The 16,994-nt window shown below is 71.6% G+C and carries 15 protein-coding genes; 3 read left to right on the top strand and 12 right to left on the bottom strand.

The genetic code is table 11. The annotated features are described in order from the left end of the window. Positions 1-74 precede the first annotated feature (74 nt). The 9 genes from ACZ4UB_RS00710 to ACZ4UB_RS00670 form a co-directional block, all read right to left on the bottom strand. Positions 75-887, bottom strand: a complete 813-nt coding sequence (locus tag ACZ4UB_RS00710; protein WP_468067390.1) for an HAD family hydrolase — start codon at positions 885-887, stop codon at positions 75-77. After that, positions 884-2,173, bottom strand: coding sequence for a serine--tRNA ligase (serS, locus tag ACZ4UB_RS00705; protein ID WP_354378901.1), 1,290 nt, complete (start codon positions 2,171-2,173; stop codon positions 884-886). Before serS ends, ACZ4UB_RS00710 begins: the two co-directional genes overlap by 4 nt. A gap of 557 nt (positions 2,174-2,730) precedes the next feature. Further along, complete coding sequence (gene pheA, locus ACZ4UB_RS00700) at positions 2,731-3,666, bottom strand: prephenate dehydratase (protein ID WP_354378902.1); 936 nt, start codon at positions 3,664-3,666, stop codon at positions 2,731-2,733. Between the two features lie 42 nt (positions 3,667-3,708). Then, a complete protein-coding gene (gene efeB / locus ACZ4UB_RS00695; protein ID WP_468067388.1) occupies positions 3,709-4,971 on the bottom strand; it encodes an iron uptake transporter deferrochelatase/peroxidase subunit in 1,263 nt (420 codons plus the stop codon). 5 nt (positions 4,972-4,976) lie between these two features. Continuing rightward, positions 4,977-6,911: a copper resistance protein CopC gene (locus tag ACZ4UB_RS00690; protein ID WP_468067387.1), complete on the bottom strand. Its 1,935-nt coding sequence runs from the start codon at positions 6,909-6,911 to the stop codon at positions 4,977-4,979. A 22-nt stretch (positions 6,912-6,933) separates the two neighbouring features. Beyond that, on the bottom strand, positions 6,934-7,407 hold the full coding sequence (locus ACZ4UB_RS00685) for a copper chaperone PCu(A)C (RefSeq protein ID WP_354378905.1): 474 nt from the start codon (positions 7,405-7,407) through the stop codon (positions 6,934-6,936). After that, positions 7,404-8,054 carry an SCO family protein gene (locus tag ACZ4UB_RS00680; protein ID WP_468067386.1) on the bottom strand — a complete coding sequence of 217 codons (651 nt, stop codon included), beginning with the start codon at positions 8,052-8,054 and terminating at the stop codon, positions 7,404-7,406. Before ACZ4UB_RS00680 ends, ACZ4UB_RS00685 begins: the two co-directional genes overlap by 4 nt. 47 nt (positions 8,055-8,101) lie before the next feature. Further along, complete coding sequence (locus ACZ4UB_RS00675) at positions 8,102-8,818, bottom strand: YcnI family copper-binding membrane protein (RefSeq protein WP_468067384.1); 717 nt, start codon at positions 8,816-8,818, stop codon at positions 8,102-8,104. Between the two features lie 114 nt (positions 8,819-8,932). Then, positions 8,933-9,757, bottom strand: coding sequence for a hypothetical protein (locus ACZ4UB_RS00670; RefSeq protein ID WP_468067383.1), 825 nt, complete (start codon positions 9,755-9,757; stop codon positions 8,933-8,935). 201 nt (positions 9,758-9,958) lie between these two features. On the opposite strand from ACZ4UB_RS00670, the gene ACZ4UB_RS00665 reads away from it, so the two are divergent. Further along, a complete protein-coding gene (locus tag ACZ4UB_RS00665) occupies positions 9,959-10,450 on the top strand; it encodes an ATP-binding protein (RefSeq protein ID WP_354378909.1) in 492 nt (163 codons plus the stop codon). 67 nt (positions 10,451-10,517) lie between these two features. Here the strand turns inward: ACZ4UB_RS00665 and ACZ4UB_RS00660 are convergent, their stop codons facing one another. Both ACZ4UB_RS00660 and ACZ4UB_RS00655 read right to left on the bottom strand, forming a co-directional pair. Beyond that, entirely contained in the window at positions 10,518-11,984 is a 1,467-nt protein-coding gene (locus ACZ4UB_RS00660; protein ID WP_354378910.1) for an aminopeptidase P family protein, read from the bottom strand. Between the two features lie 86 nt (positions 11,985-12,070). Continuing rightward, a complete protein-coding gene (locus ACZ4UB_RS00655; RefSeq protein ID WP_468067382.1) occupies positions 12,071-13,627 on the bottom strand; it encodes a PP2C family protein-serine/threonine phosphatase in 1,557 nt (518 codons plus the stop codon). Positions 13,628-14,033: 406 nt separating this feature from the next. On the opposite strand from ACZ4UB_RS00655, the gene ACZ4UB_RS00650 reads away from it, so the two are divergent. Together ACZ4UB_RS00650 and ACZ4UB_RS00645 are read left to right on the top strand one after the other, a co-directional pair. Further along, positions 14,034-14,855 (top strand): bifunctional DNA primase/polymerase, encoded by an 822-nt coding sequence (locus tag ACZ4UB_RS00650; RefSeq protein ID WP_468067380.1) that lies wholly within the window; start codon positions 14,034-14,036, stop codon positions 14,853-14,855. Between the two features lie 127 nt (positions 14,856-14,982). Then, on the top strand, positions 14,983-15,531 hold the full coding sequence (locus ACZ4UB_RS00645) for a hypothetical protein (protein ID WP_468067378.1): 549 nt from the start codon (positions 14,983-14,985) through the stop codon (positions 15,529-15,531). A 244-nt stretch (positions 15,532-15,775) separates the two neighbouring features. Here the strand turns inward: ACZ4UB_RS00645 and ACZ4UB_RS00640 are convergent, their stop codons facing one another. Then, positions 15,776-16,750, bottom strand: a complete 975-nt coding sequence (locus ACZ4UB_RS00640; protein ID WP_468067377.1) for a DUF5926 family protein — start codon at positions 16,748-16,750, stop codon at positions 15,776-15,778. Between the last annotated feature and the right edge of the window lie 244 nt (positions 16,751-16,994).

Raw genomic sequence — 16,994 nt, 5'->3', positions numbered from 1 at the left:
AAAGGTCCGGGGCGGCCACTTCGAGCGCGCCTCGCGGCGCGGGCCATCCCGGACCTTCCCTGCGGTCCTCGTGCTCAGGCGGCGCCGAGCAGACGCTCCAGCACCACCGCGATGCCGTCGGCCTGGTTCGACGTGGTCACCTCGTCGGCCACCGCCTTCAGCTCCGCGTGGGCATTGGCCATCGCCACGCCGTGCGCGGACCATCCGAACATCGGGATGTCGTTGGGCATGTCGCCGAAGGCGATGGTCTGCGCCGCCTTCACGCCCAGCCGACGGGCCGCCAGCGACAGGCCGGTGGCCTTGCTCAGGCCGAGCGGCAGGATCTCCACGACGCCCGGACCGGCCATCACCACGTCCACGAGACTGCCGACCGTCGCGCGGGCCACACGGGCCAGCTCGTCGTCGTCGAGTTCGTGGTGCTGGATGTACAGCTTGTTGAGCGGAGCCGTCCAGACCTCCGTGGTGTCCCGCAGGTACACCGCCGGAAGCCCTTCCTGCACCTGGTACCCGGGACCGAACAGCACCTCGCCGTCCACCCCGTCACGGCTCGCCGCGAGGGCCAGCGGCCCCACCTCGGCCTCGATCTTGGCGAGCGCCAGACCGGCCAACTGCCGGTCCAGCGTCACCGAGGTGAGGAGCTTGCGGGCGCCGGCGTCGTACAGCTGCGCACCCTGCCCGCACACCGCGATGCCCTTGTAGCCCAGGTCTTCCAGCACGTGCCGGGTCCAGGGCACGGCGCGCCCGGTGACGATGATGTGCACCGCGCCCGCCGCGGTGGCCGCGAGCAGGGCCTCGCGGGTGCGTTCCGAGACGGTGTCGTCGTCGCGCAGGAGCGTGCCGTCGAGATCGGTCGCGACGAGCTTGTACGGGAACGGTGCGGGGATCACTTGGCGATCGGCTCCAGAACTTCCCGGCCGCCCAAGTAGGGACGGAGGATCGGGGGCACCCGGACCGAACCGTCGGCCAGCTGGTGGTTCTCCAGGATGGCCACGATGGTGCGGGGGACGGCGCACAGGGTGCCGTTGAGCGTGGACAGCGGGCGCGTGACCTTCTTGCCGTCCTTGGTCTCGCGCATCCGCACGGACAGGCGGCGGGCCTGGAAGCCGTTGCAGTTCGAGGCGGAGGTCAGCTCGCGGTACTTGCCCTGGGTCGGGATCCACGCCTCGCAGTCGAACTTGCGGGAGGCCGAGGACCCCAGGTCGCCGGTGGCGACGTCGATCACCTGGAACGGCAGCTCCAGAGCGGTGAGCCACTGCTTCTCCCACTCCAGGAGACGCTGGTGCTCGGCCTCGGCGTCCTCCGGCGCGACGTACGAGAACATCTCGACCTTGTCGAACTGGTGGACGCGGAAGATGCCGCGGGTGTCCTTGCCGTACGTGCCGGCCTCGCGGCGGAAGCACGGCGAGAACCCGGCGTAGCGCAGCGGCAGCTGGTCCGCCTCCAGGATCTCGTCCATGTGGTACGCCGCGAGCGGGACCTCGGAGGTGCCGACGAGGTAGTAGTCGTCCTTCTCCAGGTGGTACACGTTCTCCGCGGCCTGGCCGAGGAAGCCGGTGCCCTCCATGGCGCGCGGGCGGACCAGCGCGGGGGTGAGCATCGGGATGAAGCCGGCCTCGCCCGCCTGCGCGATCGCCGCGTTCACCAGGGCGAGCTCCAGCAGGGCGCCGACGCCCGTGAGGTAGTAGAAGCGCGAGCCGGAGACCTTCGCGCCGCGCTCGACGTCGATGGCGCCGAGGGACTCGCCGAGCTCCAGGTGGTCCTTGGGCTCGAAGCCCTCCGCGCCGAAGTCACGGATGGTGCCGTGGGTCTCCAGGACGGTGAAGTCCTCTTCCCCGCCGACGGGGACGTCCGGGTGCACGATGTTGCCGAGCTGGAGCAGCAGCCGCTTGGCGGTCTCGTCCGCCTCGTTCTGCTCGGCCTCGGCGGCCTTGACGTTGGTCTTGAGCTGTTCGGCCTTCTTCAGCAGCTCGGCACGCTCGTCGGGCGAGGCCTTGGGGATCAGCTTGCCCAGGGACCTCTGCTCATTGCGCAGCTCGTCGAAGCGGGAGCCGGAGGACCTGCGGCGCTCGTCGGCGGAGAGCAGTGCGTCGACGAGGTCGACGTCCTCTCCACGGGCGCGCTGCGAGGCGCGGACACGGTCAGGGTCTTCACGGAGCAGCCGGAGGTCAATCACCCCACCAGGCTACCGGGCCGTCTTCGAGGCCTCGTACCGATATAACGCTGCGTGTCGCTATGTCCCAATTGCCGCGAATGCAAAACTCCTGACCCGTGGCCGGAAGTGGACCTCCGTGCCGGTCCGATCCACGCTCGATCCCGGGCTGATAAAACTGCCCGAATCCCCGAAATGGGGCGCATCGCGCGCCCCCGCCCCTGTGGCTGAGCAGGGGCGAAGCGGCCTCTTGTCCACAGGAATTGTGATCCCGGCCGGCTTATCCACAGGCTGTGCGCTGTATCTGTGGACACGAAAAGAGATCATTCCCGGGCGATGCGGCCCGGGGGTGAATCAGGGTTCAAACCCCCCTCACACACTCATTCGGGTGGGAATGGCTCGCCCCAAAGAGTTGATCAGCGATGCACGGGTGACGCCGTTCACCCTCCGATCCCCAGCGCGAAACCTGAGCCCCCGACCGATTTGTCGACCTTGTCGTGCCGCACTGTCGACTTGTCCCCAGGTCTCCACACGCTCCTGTGGATAACTCTGTGGATAAGCGGCGCCTTCCTGTGTGCGAGCTAGGCCCGGCCGTCCAGGCAGCGCGTCAGCCAGTCGGAAGCGGCTGTGAAATCGCCATCCGAGGTTCCGGGTCGGGCCGCGCGCACCTCACTCAGAGCGACGCCCGCGCGCGGGTAGGAGCCGAGGAAGCGCACCTGCGGGCAGGTGCGCTTGAGACCCATGAGGGCCTCGCTGACCCGGCGGTCGGAGATGTGGCCCTCGGCGTCGACGGCGAAGCAGTAGTTGCCGATGCCCTCGCCGGTGGGCCGGGACTGGATCAGCATCAGGTTGACCCCGCGGACGGCGAACTCCTGGAGGAGTTCGAGGAGCGCGCCGGGGTGGTCCTCGCCGAGCCAGAGCACGACGGAGGTCTTGTCCGCTCCGGTCGGCGCCGCGGGCCGGGCCGGTCGGCCGACCAGGACGAAACGGGTCTCGGCGTTCTCCGCGTCGTGGATCTCGGTGACGAGGGGCTCCAGCCCGTAGGTGGCGGCGGCGAACTCGCCGGCGAAGGCGGCGTCGAAGCGGCCCTCCTGGACGAGCCGGGCGCCGTCCGCGTTGGAGGCGGCGGACTCCCACACGGCGTCGGGCAGGTTGGCGCGCAGCCAGTTGCGCACCTGCGGCTGGGCGACCGGGTGCCCGGTGACCGTCTTGACGTCGGACAGCTTGGTCCCGGGCCGCACCAGCAGGGCGAAGGCGATGGGCAGCAGCACCTCGCGGTAGATCATCAGCGGCTCGCCGGAGGACAGCTCGTCGAGGGTGGCGGTGACACCGCCCTCCACGGAGTTCTCGATCGGAACCAGGGCCGCTGCCGCCTCCCCGTTCCGTACGGCGTCGAGTGCCGCCGGGACCGACACCATGGGAACGAGTTCCCGGGTCGCGGCTTCCGGCAGCGTGCGCAGGGCGGCTTCGGTGAAGGTGCCCTCGGGACCGAGATACGTGAAGCGGGTGGCCGACATGTGATCAGCCTAATGCCGCCGCCCCGTGCCCCGAGGTGCTGTTCATCCTTCGAGCAGCGGCTGTCCCACGTACTCCTCGGTGCGCGGGCCGCGCGGGACGGCGTAGAGCCCGCTCGCCTCGTGGCGGATGAACTCTGACAGTGCGTCACCCCGGTCGAGCTTGCGCTGGACGGGGACGAAGCCGCGCATCGGGTCGGCCTGCCAGCAGATGAAGAGGAGACCGGCATCGGGGGTGCCGTCGGAGCCGATGCCGTCGTGGAAGGAGAAGGGGCGCCGGAGCATGGCGGCCCCGCCGTTCTGCGCGGGGGCGGAGATCCGGGCGTGGGCGTTGGAGGGGATGACCGGCTTGCCGTCGCTGCCGAACTTGTCGAGGTCCAGCTTGGTGGTCTCGGTGCCGCCGGTCAGGGGCGCCCCGTCCGCCTTCCTGCGACCGATGACCTGCTCCTGCTTGGCGAGCGGCTGCTTGTCCCAGTCGTCGAGCAGCATCCGGATGCGCCGGACGACGGCGTACGAGCCTCCGGCCATCCACGCGTGTTCGGCCGGGCCGGGACCGGCGCCGGGCACGAAGATCCGCTTGTCGAAGTCGGCCTCGGACGGCTTGGGGTTGCCCGTGCCGTCGATCTGGCCCAGGAGGTTGCGGGCGGTCATCGGCTGGGCCGTGGCTCCCGGCGTCCGGTTGAAACCGTTCATCTGCCAGCGGACGCGGGCCGCCTCCCCCGCGTCCTTCTGCAGGGTGCGCAGCGCATGGAAGGCGACGAGTGCGTCGTCGGCGCCGATCTGGACCCACAGGTCCCCGTTGCCGCGCTGGGGGTCGAGCCGGTCCGCCGAGAACTCGGGGAGCGGATCGAGCGCAGCGGGCCGGCGCGCCGTGAGGCCGGTGCGGTCGAAGAACGAGTGGCCGAAGCCGAAGGTGACGGTGAGCGAGCACGGTCCGGCGTCCAGGGCGATCCCCGAGTCGGCCGCCCCCGCCGTCTCACCGGCCATCAGCCGGCGGGCGCTGTCGGACCAGCGGCGCATCAGGGCGACGGCCTCCTTGCGGCCCGCCCCGGGGGCCAGGTCGAAGGCCAGCACGTGGCCCTTGGCCTGGAGCGGCGTGGTGATGCCGGCCTGGTGCTCGCCGTGGAAGTCGATCTCGGTGGCGCCAAGGGCGCCCGCCGCCGGGCCGTTGTCGTCGGTGCCCGCGATCGCGGCATGCGCGAGGGCGCCACCGGTGGCGCCGAGTGCGAGACCGACGGCGCCCGCGGCACCTACGGTGCCCAGCAGCCGGCGCCGGGAGATCTCGATGTCGGGGTTGCTCTCGGTCATGCTGTTCAGCCGATCTTGACGGTCTTCTGGACGGTCGTCTGGTCGATGTCGGAGGTACGGAGGCTTACGTCGATGCGCCACTCACCGGCCAGCGGCAGCTGGACGCCCGAGGCGCTCCAGTGCCCCGGCGCCGCGTGGTCGGGGGCCAGCGGCAGCGGGCCGATGTCCTTGGCGGGGAGGGTGAAGGCGACCTTCACCTCGGGGATGTCGAAGGGCTGCCCGTCCGGGGAGTCCACCCAGACGTGCAGGCTGTTGGCGCCCACCCGGCCCGGGTCCAGTTCGATCCGCACGCTGCCCTTTCCGTTCTGGCCGCCGGTGTCGAAGGGCAGGGTGACCTTCACGGCGCGGTTGGGTACGGCGGTGACGGCGCGACCGCCCTCCAGCTCGGCGGCCCGGCCGGGCTCCGTGCCGGTCAGCAGGGTGGCGACGGCGAGCAGGACGACGGCGACGGCCGCCTCGGCGAGGACGGACCGGCGCAGTCCCGCGCGATCGGGATCGGCGTCCCGGATCCGCTTGTCCCGCGCGCTCTCGCGGGCAGCGCGCTGACGGGCCAGCTGGGCGGCGCGCTTGGCGCTCGGCGGGACGGTGACCGCCGCCTCTGTTTCACGTGAAACATCGCGCTGGACGACGACCTGCGGGGCGCGGCCGGCCGCGTCCCCCGCCAGCCGGCCGGTCCACTTTCGCGAGACGGAGGCGATGGCGACCAGGACGGCGATCAGCCCGACCTTGATGAGGAGGTAGCGGCCGTACTCCGTGCCGGTCAGCGCGGACCAGCTGCCGAGCTGGCGCCAGGACTGGTAGACACCCGTGGCGGTGAGGACGAGGACGCTGACGAAGGCGACGCGGGAGAAGCGCCGGATGGCCTCCCGCTCGATGTCCGGGACCTTGTGCAGGGCGATCAACAGCGCGGCGAGACCACCGAGCCAGGTGGCGACGGCCAGCAGGTGGACGATGTCGACCGGCATGGCGATGCCCGGCTGGATGCCCGTGGAGGCGTGTTCGGACAGCGACCAGGTGGCGGCGATGCCGGCGGCGACCACGGTCCCGCCGATGGCCAGCCCGAAGGTGAGGTCGCTGGTGTCCTTGGCGTCCTCCTCGCTCGCGCCGCTGGCCGCCACCTTGCGGGCGAAGGTACCGAAGAGGACGGCCATGAAGAGGGCCACGGCGCCGAGCAGCAGCAGCCGGGACACCAGGGAGGCTCCGGTCTTGGTCTCCAGGACGGCCTTGAGACCGGCGAGGTCGAAGACGTCGGAGAAGTCGCCCGAGCCGGTGTAGGGGTTGCGCAGCACCAGCATGGCGAGCGTGGCGGCGGTCAGCGTCACCCAGGCGCGCAGCACGAGTTTTTGCATCGGCCGCTCGGCGGCGCCCCGGCGCCAGCACAGCAGGATGAAGGCGGCGCCGCCGACGAGCACGGCGAACCCGCCGTAGGAGGCGTAGCGCGCGATGTCGTAGGCGATGCCCACCGGTCCGCCGCCCGCCACCTGTGAGGGCAGCGAGACGCTGGTCGCGGAGGGGGCGCCGATGGAGAAGGTGAAGGCGCCGGAGACCGGGTGGCTGTCGGCGGAGACCGCCTGCCAGGCCACGGTGTAGGTGCCGTTGGGCAGGCCACTGTGCAAGGCGGTGCCGTAACGGATGGTGGAGCCGCTGCACAGGTCGCGCAGCTCCCCGGTGTCGATCCGCTTGCCCTGGGGGTCCATGACCCGGATGGAGTCGCCGTTCATGGCGACGGCTTCGGAGAAGGAAAGGGTGACCTGGGCGGGGGCCGTGGCGACCACCGCCCCGTCCCTGGGATCGCTCGCGGTGAGCGCGGCATGTGCCGAGGCCGGTCCGGCCGCGGTGAACAGGGCCGCGGCCAGAGCGGCGAGGACCAGCAGGAGCCGCGGCAGGAATGCCGCCGCGGCCGTGCGGGCCGTGGAAGGGGCGGGGGCGGTGGCCGTCATGGCGTGTCAGTCCCTCGGTCCGTCAGTTGGTTTTCTGCGGCTGGTACGTGCGTTCCTTCACGTCCAGCTCGACCTTGACCGGGTCGGACTTCTCGAAGCGCAGCTCGACGGTCACCTTGTCGCCGACCTTCGGCTTGTTCTTCAGGCCCATGAACATGATGTGGTCGCCGCCCCGCGCGAGCTTCAGCTCGCCGTTGGCCGGCACGTCGAGGGCCTGGACCTGCTGCATCTTCTGGTCTTTGGTCTCGTGGATCGTCACGTCGCCCGAGAGCGTGCTCGTGACGGCGGTGAGCTTGTCCGCCGCCTTCGAGTCGTTCTTGATGACCATGAACGCGCCGGCCATCTTGTCGTCGATCGGTTCGGGCATGTACCCGCCGCTGACCTTCAGCTCGGGCTTGCCGTCGCCCGCGTCGGAATCGGAGGAGCAGCCGGATATGGCGAGCGCTGCCGACAGGGAGAGGACGGCGGCGATGGTGCGGGTGGTGCGGCGGTTCACGGGTTCTCTCCCTTGATGATCTTCGGCAGATCCTTGGTGTAGTCCTCGACGGTGGTCGACTCCCCGTAGAGGACGTAGCCCTCGTCGGTCTTCGGCGAGAAGGCGATGACCTGCGCGCCGTGCATGGAGACGATGTCGCCGTTGGCCTCCTTCTTGGCGGGCTCGATGCCGATGCCGAGGCTGCGGGCACCGGCCTGGATCTTGGCGAAGTCCCCGGTGAGCCCGATGAAGGCCGGGTCCTGGGACTTGAGCCACTGGCCGAGGGACTCGGGGGTGTCCCGGTCGGGGTCGGTGGTGACGAAGACGACCTGGAGGTTGTCCTGGTCGGCCTTGGGCAGCGCCTTCTTGGCGACGGCGATGTTGCTCATCGTCAGCGGGCAGACGTCCGGGCATTTGGTGTAGCCGAAGTAGATGAGCGTCGGCTTGCCCTTGGTCTGCTCGCGCAGGCTCCAGGGCTTGCCGTTGGTGTCGGTGAGCACCAGGTCCGGCTTGTCGAAGGGGCGGTCGAGCACGGTGCCCGGCTTGCTCTTGGCGGGGGCGTTGACCTCCGCGAGCGACGTGCTCTTGCCGGTGTCACTGCCACAGGCGGTGAGGGCGAGGGCGGCCGCCGCCACGAGGGCGGCGACCGTCACACGTGTGGTGCGCATGGGATGTCCCTGAGATCGGGGGTGGTTCGGATATCTGCGGACGTCGATCAGGACGTGCGACGGCGCGAGGCCACGCCGAAGGCGACCCCGCCCAGGCCGACGACGATCCCGGCGATGCCGAGGGCGCGCGCGGTCGTGTCGGAGCCGGACGCCGCGGTGTTCTCGGCGCCGTCCTCGTGGTCGGTGTTCTTGGCCTCGTCGGCCTTCTTCGCACCGGCGTCGTGGTGGTCGCCGCCCGCCGCGGCCGTCAGCTTGAGCACGGGCGCCGGGTTCTGCGGCTCGGCGGCGCCGTCCTTGGCCTCTTCGATCCAGCGCACGACCTCGTTGTTGTCGTACGTCTGGATGGCCTTGAAGGTGAGCTTGTCGGCGTCCGAGGGGAGCTGGCCGATCGAGAGCGGGAACTGCTGGAACTTGCCGGGCTCGATCTTGCCGCCGGTCCAGGTCACCTTGGTGACGGCTTCGTTGATCTGCTTGCCGTGGACCGTGAGCGGCTTGTCGAGCTTGCTCTTCTCCACGGTGACCGTCCAGCCCGGGACGTCCTGCGGCATGACCGAGGAGAGCGGGTGGTCGGTCGGGAAGCTGACCTCGAGCTTGTTGGTCGCGGCGTTGTCGCGCTCGTTCGGGACCTTGAAGTTGATCGTCGCGTAGCCGCCCTTGGCGGCCTCGCCCGGCTGGATGCCGACGTGGGCGAAGGCGGTGCCGGACAGGACGAGGACGGTACCGGCGGCGAGGGCGGCGGCGAAGGAGACGCGAGAGGTCTTCATGGCAGGAACACTCCACGGAAGCAGGGGTGACGGTGGCTCCGGCGCACAGGCGCGCGCGGAGTTCGCGGCACCGGTGCTCCGCCGGGCGTCCCGGGGAGTGGAGGTGGTGCCGCGTCAGGCTGCGAGGGCGAGGGCCGCTGGTGGGCCGCGCCTGATCACCGTGTGGTGGAGTGCCGTCCGGCCGGGGGCCACGGCCCGGTCCGGGGTGGCGCGCGGCGACCGCGGGGTACGTCCGGGCGCGCCCGGGAGTCCGGCGCAGAGGGCGCGGACGAGGGCCAGGGCGGTCCGCAGGGCGCGGACCGGGGCGGCCGGGGTGGCGAGCCGGGACAGTTCGACGAGCCGGAACAGGGCCGCGTCCCCGCGGCTCAGCAGCCAGCCGGCGAGCAGCGCGGCCACCAGGTGGCCCAGCAGCATCGGCAGGCTGAGCAGCCCGGTCGAGGGAGCCGTGACCGCCTGCGCCACGTGGGCGTGGGCGTCGTGCGCCGGGACCGTGAGCGCGGCCGGATTCAGGCCCGCGGTCTCCAGCACCTGTCGGGCGTCGGCCGGGCTGAGCGGTACGGAGTTGCCCCCGCAGATCAGCCGGGCCGCGAGCGCCGCGAGCGAGGTGTCGGAGGCGGCCCGCGCGGAGGCGTCCGCGGCGGCCGAGGCGGCGGACGCGGTGGCGGCGCCGTGCTGGCCGAGGCCGAACAGCGTGTGCAGCCCCAGCTGGCCCACGGCGAGGGCGCCGGCGAGACCCGGCAGGGTGCGCCGACGGCCCGCGAGCAGGGAGGCGACCGCGAACACGGCCAGGAATCCCGCGCAGAGCGTCCACCAGGGAACGGTGGCGCACGAGGCGAGGGCGTGCCCGACGGCGGACAGCACGACGCAGACCGCGGTGAACACCGCGGCCCGCAGGGTCCGGAGCCCGGCTCCTGCACGCATCGTGTGGGGGGCAGTCATGGCCGGGCCATCATCGCACTGCGCTTAGGTCTCCCATACGGCAGGTCCGGAAGGTCCCTTGAGTCCCCCTGGACGGAGTTCGCCCGCCACCGCGCCGAACCGCCGCATACACCGGCGTCCGGGCGGGTCGCATCGGCCGAACGAGGGCTCCGACGGCCGCACGGGGCTTACGCGGTGCTCCGGGCGGCAATAGGTAACGGTATGAGCATCTGGTGGTCTCTCCACTTGAGGCGCGAGGCCGCGAGCGTTCCGCTCGCCAGGCGACTGCTGCTGGGGACGATGGAGACCGCGGGGGTGGACCCCGACATCTCCTTCGACCTGTCGGTGGCGCTGAGCGAGGCGTGCGCGAACGCGGTGGAGCACGGCGGGCCGGTGGCCGGGGACGGCGACGAGGCCCCCGCCGGGGGCGTCGGGCCGGCTCCCGCCGATCCCGCGGCCTGTGCGGCGTACCGCGTCACGGCCTATCTCGACGGCGACCGCTGCCGGATCGAGGTGACCGATTCGGGCCCGGGCTTCCCGCCCACGACGGTGTCCCGCCGCAGACCCTCGCTGGCGGAGCACGGCCGGGGGCTGTCGCTGATCGCCGAGCTGGCCGATCACGCCCGCTTCCGCAACCGCCCGGGCCGGGGAGCCGTCGTCAGTTTCGACAAGATCCTCAAATGGCAGGACGGAGCGCTGTTGAAGGCGTCCTGAGCGGCCGATGGGCGGGGTCCCGGTACAGGGGACCCCGCCCATCGGCGGTGGTGCGGCGGCGCAGGGGTCAGCCCTTCAGCGCGGCCATCCAGCTTTCGACCTCGTCGGACCGGCGCGGCAGGGCCGCGGACAGGTTCCGGTTGCCGTCCTCGGTGACGAGGATGTCGTCCTCGATCCGGACGCCGATGCCGCGGTACTCCTCGGGCACGGTCAGGTCGTCGGCCTGGAAGTACAGGCCGGGCTCGACGGTGAGGCACACGCCGGGCTCCAGGGTGCCGTCCACGTAGGCCTCGGTGCGGGCGGCCGCGCAGTCGTGGACGTCCATGCCGAGCATGTGACCGGTGCCGTGCAGGGTCCAGCGGCGCTGCAGACCCAGCTCCAGGACGCGCTCGACCGGACCCTCCACCAGGCCCCACTCGACGAGCTTCTCGGCGAGCACGTGCTGCGCGGCGTCGTGGAAGTCGCGGAACTTCCCGCCCGGCTGCACGGCGGCGATGCCGGCCTCCTGGGCCTCGTACACCGCGTCGTAGATCTTGCGCTGGATCTCGGTGAACCGGCCGTTGATCGGCAGGGTGCGCGTCACGTCGGCCGTGTACAGGGACTGGGTCTCCACGCCGGCGTCCAGCAGCAGCAGGTCGCCGGAGCGGACGGGGCCGTCGTTGCGGACCCAGTGCAGGGTGCAGGCGTGCGGGCCGGCGGCGCAGATCGAGCCGTAGCCGACGTCGTTGCCGTCGACGCGGGCGCGCAGGAAGAAGGTGCCCTCGATGTAGCGCTCGCTGGTGGCCTCGGCCTTGTCGAGGACCTTCACGCAGTCCTCGAAACCGCGGACGGTGGAGTCGACGGCCTTCTGCAGCTCGCCGATCTCGAACGCGTCCTTGACCACGCGGGCCTCGGAGAGGTTCACGCGCAGCTCGCCGTCGCGCTCGGCGGTGACCTTGTCGGCCAGGGCCGCCTCGATGACCGCGTCGTGGCCGCGGACGATCCGGACCGGGCCGGTGGCCTCGGTCAGGGCCTCGGCCAGGGTGCGGACGTCCTTCGCCGGGATGCCCAGGAGCTGCTCGGCCTCGGCGAGGGAGTGGCGGCGGCCGACCCACAGTTCGCCCTGGCCGGACAGCCAGAACTCGCCGTTCTCGCGGTCGGAGCGCGGGAGCAGGTAGATGGTCGCGCTGTGGCCCGTCTCGCCGGTGGGCTCCAGGACCAGGACGCCGTTCTCGCTCTGGTCGCCGGTCAGGTAGGCGTACTCGGTCGAGGCACGGAAGGGGTACTCCGTGTCGTTCGAGCGCGTCTTGAGGCGACCCGCGGGGACGACGAGGCGTTCACCGGGGAAGCTCGCGGACAGCGTCTCGCGGCGCGCGGCCGTGTGCGCGGCCTGGGCGATGGGCTCCAGGCCGTGCAGCTCGGTGTCCGCCCAGCCGGTGCGCATGTTCTCGGCGAGTTCGTCGCTGAGGCCCGGGTACAGCCCGTTCTTGCGCTGCTTGTGCGTCTTCTTGGGCTGCTCTTCTTCCGGGGTCTCCGGGGTGAGCTCGTCAGCCACGTCATCTCCTCAGCTACGACAGGACCGGGTACGGACCCCGTCCATCGTATGTGCGAGAGGAAGTGGCCCCGCAGGGCTGTGATAAATCAGTCAAACCGGGCAGCCAGCAGGACGATGTCCTCATGGCAGCCGCTCGCCGACCCGTTCCCGGTCCCGCCCGTGAAGTCCTCGTCCGGCAGCACGGTGCGCAGGACGTGGTCCACGATCGCGGCCGGGTCCTCGCGGGCGGCCCGCGGTACCGAGGCGGCGGCCGCGTGCAGCCGGGCGTACGCGCGGTCCATGGCGTCACCGGTACGGCGCAGCAGCCCGTCGGTGTACAGCAGCACCGTTTCTCCGGCGGCGGGCTCGATCTCCACGCTCGGAGCCTCCCAGCAGGCGAGCATGCCGAGCGGCGCGGACAGCGTGGTCTCCACGTACTCGGTGCGGTGCTCGCCGATGAGCAGCGGCGGCGCGTGTCCGGCACCCGCCAGGAGGATCTTCCGGGATCCCGGCTCGCAGTAGGCGAAGAGCGCGGTCGCCGACCTCGCGGGCTCGGTCAGCCGCAGCAGCAGCTCCAGGTCGGAGAGGACCGCGACGGGGTCCTCGCCCTCCATCACCGCGTACGCGCGCAGCGAGGCCCGCAGTCGTCCCATCGCGGCGATCGCGCTGGGCCCGGCTCCGGTGACGGAGCCGATGGCCAGTCCCAGGGCGGCCTCGGGCAGCGGCAGCGCGTCGTACCAATCGCCGCCGCCGTGCGGTCCGGTGTGGTGGCGGGCGGCGAGCTGGACCCCCGGCACCCGGGGCAGCCTGCTCGGCAGCAGTTCCTCGGCGACGGTGGCGAGGTGGGTCCGGGCGCGCTGGGCCTCCAGGACGCGGGCCAGGTGCTCGGCCCCGTGCCGTACGTAGAGGCCCACGAGGTCGCGCTGGCGGTCGCTCGGCTCGACCTGGTCGTCGTACAGCCAGACGACGGCGCCGAGCCGGCCGGTGGCTTCGGCGGTCAGCGGCAGCGCGTAGCTGGCGGCGTAGCCCAGACGCGCCGCGACCTCGCGGAGCTGCGGGTCGACGGGGGTCGCGTACCCGCCGGAACCGGGGGGCGCGCCGACCTCGGGGAGCACCTCGGAGCCGCCGGTGGCGCCGGGGGTTCCGTCGAGGATGCGGCCGTACGAGGTGGCGGCGCGCGGCACGGTCTCGATGTGGCCGAGGTCCGCGCGGCCCAGGCCCAGCCCGATCGTGGTGGCGGGGCCGAGGCCGTCGGCGGGCTCCAGCACGATCAGCCCCCGACGGGCGCCGACGAGGGCGGCTCCGGCGCGCAGGAACTCCTGGAGGCAGGAGTCGAGGCCGGCGGACCGGGCGAGGCGCTCGGTCAGCTCGTGCAGGGTGGTCAGGTCGGAGACCATGCCCGCCAGGCGGTCCTGGATCAGGGTGCTGGGGGCGGGTACCGCGGTCGGTGCGGGAGCGGTGCGCGGGGGCACGGGTGCCGCAGTGTGAGGGGAAGCCGTAACTACTGAATCGATTCCAGCCACTTTCGGCGGATGCGGGGCGCTCATGGCGTCCGGCTTTCCACCTGGTGTGATTCGCCGAATAGCATCGCAAACCCCCAGATCGTTCTGCGCCGCCATCAATGGATCCACATCTACACGCACACGTGGATCGATGTCCAGCATTGCCCAGGTGGGAATCCTGGTGTCCGTGAGACGACAACTCACCGTTCGGTCAAGGGTAAAACTTGGCCGGAAAAGGTTGGATGGGATGCCTTTTTGCGGTCGACTGGGCGGGCGTCACCATCGGCACGGGTACGTAAACGGTGGTGCGCGGGGTGAGTTGACGCCATCCCGGACCCGCCGGGAACCGTCCGGTACGGGCCGCCGTCCTTAGCGACGGCGGCTGGGCGCGGCCCGTCACGGGTCGCGCACCGCCCTTGCTGGACGTTCCATGGACCCGTACGAAAACTGCACGAACCGTGTGAACCTGCTTCTAGCGGACAGTGACGCGAAACGTGTACGTGTGGTGAAACACCGCATACATGGTGTGATGTGGCCCTCGGCGTTCAACGGAAAGGAACGAGCGCTCATGCGCGAGATCCTCGGGAGGCGTCTCCAGCGACTCCGCAGTTCCCTTCGGACCGCCCAGTCCCTTCGGACGCTCCAGTCCCTTTGGACCCTCCAGCCTCTCCGGACTCTTCAACCTCTCCGGACCCTCCAGCCCCTCCGGACCCTTCAGTCCCTCCGATTCGCCCAGCGGGCCGGGTCCCGGCCGGGGTCCGCACCCGCCCACCCGCTGTCCCTCGACGCCGCATTGGTGTGTGCAGCCGACTGGGCGTGGCCCGTGCTCCCCGGTGTGGGCCGGGCCGGCGCGGACGGTGCGCGCTGCGCCTGCCCGGACCCGGACTGCGTGGTTCCCGGCGCCCACCCCTTCGACCCGGGTCTCCTCGCGGCCACCACCGACCCCCGGATGGTGGGTTGGTGGTGGACCAACCGGCCCAGCGCTCCCCTGCTCCTGGCCACTGGCGGGGCCGCACCCTGCGCGGTGAGCCTGCCGGCGGCGGCCGCCGCGCGGGCGCTGGTCCGGCTCGACCAGCGCGGCCTGCGGCTCGGTCCGGTCGTCGCGACGCCCACGCGCTGGTCGCTGCTGGTGGCGCCGTACTCGCTGGAGCGGCTCGGCGAACTCCTCTACGCCAAGGACCACGTTCCGTCCTCGCTGCGCTTCCACGGCGAGGGCGGGTACCTGTTGCTGCCGCCCTCCGCCGCGTCCTGCGGCGGTCAGGTGCGCTGGGAGCGGGAACCGGTGGCGCCGGACGGGCCGCCGTGGCTGCCGGAGGTGGAGGCGGTCGTGGACGCGCTGGTGGAGGCGAGCACCGGGGCGCCGGGCGGCGGCAGCCGACTCGCGTACTGACGCTCGTACGGGCTGACCGGCGGGCCTACCCGCCGAATCACTCGAACGGGTGTCACCAGCGCCCGATTACACGGGAATTGGGCGCGGGCATCTCCGTGGCCCGTCGCCGCATCGCTATCTTCGGCGAATGAATCTCCGCCTGATCGGTATCGGCGCCGGTGTGCTGATCATCTTGTCGCTTCCGCTCGCGGGTGCGATCGCCGGACCGGACCTCGCCGCTCGGGACGACGGAAAGGGCGGCGGACTGCTCTCCTCGCTGGGACTGTCGGATCCCTCCGGCCGCCGGGGCGGGTCGAAGCCGGCGCCGCCCGGACCGGCCGAGCAGCCGCGCACGGACGCGCGCTGCGGCCCCGAACTCTCCTCGCCCCAGGGGGTCGAGGCGCAGACGTGCGTGCTGACCGGTGAGGGGCAGAGTTGGGGGCGCAGTTACTACCGCAACACCAGCGGGCGGCCGCTGGAATCCGTACTGACCGTGATGGGGCCGGCGGGTCGGACGGTGCAGATCCGCTGCGCGATCGGGGCGGGCGACGAACCGGGTCTGTGCGAGACGCCCAAGGAGGACTCCCTGGGAACCCCGGACCGGTACAGCGCAGTAGCGGAATTTGCAGTTCCGGATGCTGAAGGACCCCTGCTCCTGCGGTCCGGGAGCAACTCACCGGGACCGGGCGGCGGTTGAGCGCCACCGGAAATGGAAGGGCCCGGTCGCTGGCGACGGGGGATGCACCAGCGACCGGGCTACAAGAACGGTAACAAGAGATCGCCTGTTCGCAAATTCGATCTCGGATATTCGGACATCGATTTGCAGACGATTAGCGGGAGTTGTGACTCCGGTCACCGCCCGTGGCGGGCTCCGGGAGGCCCCGTGGAGGGCCGTCGGGGCCCGTGCGGACCCGTCGTGGGACCGCACGGACGACCCGAGGTCAGCTCAGGGTGACCTGGCGGTTGGTCAGGCCGCCGCGGGCCCGGCGCTCCTCCGGGGTCAGCGGGGCGTCCGTGGTCAGGGCCTTGGCGAGGCGCTCCGCGAGCCGGGCCGCGGGCTCTTCCGCCTGGTCGGCGGTGTAGCCGACGGGCAGGTCCCAGACGGGGACCATCAGGCCGTGCGCGCGGAAGGACCCGACGAGCTTGGTGCCTTCGCCGAGCGAGGACTCGCCCGCCGCGGTCAGCCGCGCCAGGGCGTCGAGCAGCTGCTCCTCGGGGTGCGGCATGACCCAGCGCAGGTGGTTCTTCTCCGGGGTCTCGCACCAGTAGGCCGCGTCGACGCCGGTGAGCTTGACCGTCGGGATGGCGGCCGCGTTGGCGCGCTCCAGCGAGGCGGCGATCTCCGGGGAGGCGGCCTGGGCGGTCTCCGCATCCGGAATCCAGAATTCGAAGCCGCTGTGTACAACCGGCTCGAAAACGCCGTCCGGGTCCAGGAGATCCTGAAGTCGGGGGCCCTCGGCGGGCACGCGGCGGGCGGCGATCGGGTTGCCGGGCTCGGCGACGAGCGCGCGCTCCAGCGTGTCGGCGAGGTCGCGGGAGAGGTTCCCGCTGGAGGACTCGTTCTGCAGGCCGAGCAGGACGGAACCGTCCTCGCGGCGCAGCGCCGGCCAGGCCATGGGCAGTACGGTCACCAGCGTGACGGACGGTACGCCCTCGGGCAGCCCGCCCTTGAGGGTCAGCGGGATGGTGGCGGCCGGCACCAGCTCGCGCAGCGCCACCCAGTCGCACTCGGACGGCAGACCCTCGAAGGGGCGCTGCACCAGCTCGGTGACGGCGTGTGAGGCGGCGGCGCCGTGGCAGGCCTTGTAGCGGCGCCCGGATCCGCAGGGGCAGGGCTCGCGGGCGCCCACCACAGGGATCTCCCCGTCCTTGAGCTGCGGCTTTGCAGTCTTCACTGCGGGGCGCTTCTTGGCCATCGTGGGTGTCTCCCGGTTGCGGCGGTACGGCGGTACGTGACGGCGCGAGCCTAGCCGTTCGTACCGCCGCAACCGGGCGGGTGCGGCCGGGAGCGCGGCCGGGAGCGCGGTCGGCGTGCGCTCCCGGGGTCGCGTTCGGTTCGCGTTCGGGTCGGAGCTCGGGTGTGAGCCCGGGTTCGAGCTCGGGTTCTCGTTCGGGTTCGAGCTCGGGTTCTCGTTCGGTCGGAGCTCGTGGCCGAGATCG

The sequence above is a fragment of the Streptomyces sp. NPDC028419 genome, assembly GCF_055565515.1.
The sequence above is the reverse complement of the archived record's forward strand: the minus strand, read 5'-3'. Positions and strand labels throughout refer to the sequence as shown.

Coding starts and splice junctions, on each gene's coding strand:
- ACZ4UB_RS00670 (WP_468067383.1), bottom strand. CDS start 9,757: ATGACTGCCCCCCACACGATGCGTGCAGGAGCCGGGCTCCGGACCCTG.
- ACZ4UB_RS00655 (WP_468067382.1), bottom strand. CDS start 13,627: ATGCTGGACATCGATCCACGTGTGCGTGTAGATGTGGATCCATTGATG.
- ACZ4UB_RS00650 (WP_468067380.1), top strand. CDS start 14,034: ATGCGCGAGATCCTCGGGAGGCGTCTCCAGCGACTCCGCAGTTCCCTT.
- ACZ4UB_RS00675 (WP_468067384.1), bottom strand. CDS start 8,818: ATGAAGACCTCTCGCGTCTCCTTCGCCGCCGCCCTCGCCGCCGGTACC.
- pheA (WP_354378902.1), bottom strand. CDS start 3,666: ATGTCGGCCACCCGCTTCACGTATCTCGGTCCCGAGGGCACCTTCACC.
- ACZ4UB_RS00645 (WP_468067378.1), top strand. CDS start 14,983: ATGAATCTCCGCCTGATCGGTATCGGCGCCGGTGTGCTGATCATCTTG.
- ACZ4UB_RS00640 (WP_468067377.1), bottom strand. CDS start 16,750: ATGGCCAAGAAGCGCCCCGCAGTGAAGACTGCAAAGCCGCAGCTCAAG.
- ACZ4UB_RS00665 (WP_354378909.1), top strand. CDS start 9,959: ATGAGCATCTGGTGGTCTCTCCACTTGAGGCGCGAGGCCGCGAGCGTT.
- ACZ4UB_RS00690 (WP_468067387.1), bottom strand. CDS start 6,911: ATGACGGCCACCGCCCCCGCCCCTTCCACGGCCCGCACGGCCGCGGCG.
- ACZ4UB_RS00680 (WP_468067386.1), bottom strand. CDS start 8,054: ATGCGCACCACACGTGTGACGGTCGCCGCCCTCGTGGCGGCGGCCGCC.
- efeB (WP_468067388.1), bottom strand. CDS start 4,971: ATGACCGAGAGCAACCCCGACATCGAGATCTCCCGGCGCCGGCTGCTG.